This is a genomic window from Campylobacter concisus, from assembly GCF_002914195.1.
Lineage (GTDB): Bacteria > Campylobacterota > Campylobacteria > Campylobacterales > Campylobacteraceae > Campylobacter_A > Campylobacter_A concisus_M.
The window spans coordinates 1-1,519 of record NZ_PPAU01000063.1 but is presented as its reverse complement, the minus strand read 5'-3'; the positions used below and the strand labels follow the sequence as shown (position 1 = coordinate 1,519).

Genomic DNA, 1,519 nt, shown 5'->3' with positions numbered 1-1,519 from the left:
ATAATATGCTTAATAGTGGCATATATATTTTGAATGGGTTAAACAACAAAAGAAAAGAGCTTGCTTTTGAGGCTACAAAAAATGCTCTTCAGGCTGTAAAAGAAAAAGGGCTTGAAAAAGATCCGCTAATTTTTGTATATGTTGAAAATACAAAAATAGGACTTTGTGGATTGATTGCACAAAGGATTTTTGACAATACTGGTGCAGATGTTATAGTAGGCACAGACGTCAATGGTAAGATAATCTTTAGCGGACGTGGCAACAATGTATTTGATAATCTAACCAGGCTAATGAATTTTAAACTAGAGGCTAAAGATATTTTCTCTTTTGGCGGACACTTAAAGGCGCTTGGTGGCTCTATAAAAGATCATACAAGATTTAATGAGCTTTTAAAAGAAGCCCTTGCTAGCAATATATTTATATCTAATAAAAATACAACTGAGCTTGATTTAGCAAAAGATAGTTTCAATATCCTTGAAAAGCCAGTATCTTTGTTTGAATATAATGAACTTTCTAAACATCTAACAAAAATTACTGGAGCTATCCCTTACAGCAAGAATTTTCTGACACCAGTGATTATTACTTCAGACATGATCTTAAACAAAGACGCAGTTATGGGCAAGGCCAAGCAGAAAGACTTTGTGCTTTTAAAGCTAGCAGTTACTGACCCAATTAATGACAAAACAGAGAGTATAGATTTTATATGCCCTGGTAAAAATGCGCTTGACTTGATAGAAAATAGCGAAAATGTTTCCAAAAACAATAAATTGCCTATTTTTTTAATGGAGCTGTCAAACAATAATTTTGATTTTAGCAAGGATAATTTCTCTGGTAAGATAGAATTTAAAGAGCAGCTTATCCCTGAAAAATTCTAAGAAAAGAATAAAAAAAACAACGTTCAAGAGCAAAAAGTAGCAACGAGCATTAAAATATGAAAATTGAGCTAAATGATAAGTTTCCGCCACGGCCATATCAGCAAGAGTGTGTCAATGCTACAAAAAATAACAATATAGGGTTAATTCACGCTCCAACTGGCTCTGGCAAAACTAACATTATGGCATATATTATAAACGAGCTTCAGCTACGAACGCTGATCATAGTCCCAGCTGTCGATCTAGTAGAGCAGACAAAAAATAGGTTTGTAGCAATGTTTGGCAGCGATGCCCAAATAGGTGCTATTGATGGTGAAACAAGAAATAAAAAAGCTCAAACACAAAAAGATATCTTGATATCTACCTGGCAATCACTTAAACGTAAAGATCTACTGGATAACGTAAAAGGTAAGTATGATATGCTGATAATTGATGAATGCCACCACTCTTCAGCAAGCGTATTGTCTAATATAATCTCAAATTTAAAGCCATACTGCAAAAATCTATATGGAGTAAGTGCCACACCATATAGGAGCCAAGAGAGCGATAATGCAAAAATGCTTAGTCTTTTTGGTGGAAAAATTCTGCATCAAGTAAGCGTAGAGGAACTATACGAACAAAATTTTTTAGTTAGACCCCATATTAAT

The 1,519-nt window shown here is 34.0% G+C and carries 2 protein-coding genes; both read left to right on the top strand.

Annotation, left to right across the window (positions count from 1 at the left end; genetic code table 11):
* Positions 1-875, top strand: an 875-nt coding sequence (locus tag CYP28_RS01880; protein WP_141090899.1) for a DHHA1 domain-containing protein, incomplete at its 5' end; no start/stop codon positions are given.
* Between the two features lie 56 nt (positions 876-931).
* A partial coding sequence (locus CYP28_RS01875; RefSeq protein ID WP_141090898.1) for a DEAD/DEAH box helicase occupies positions 932-1,519 on the top strand: 588 nt, incomplete at its 3' end.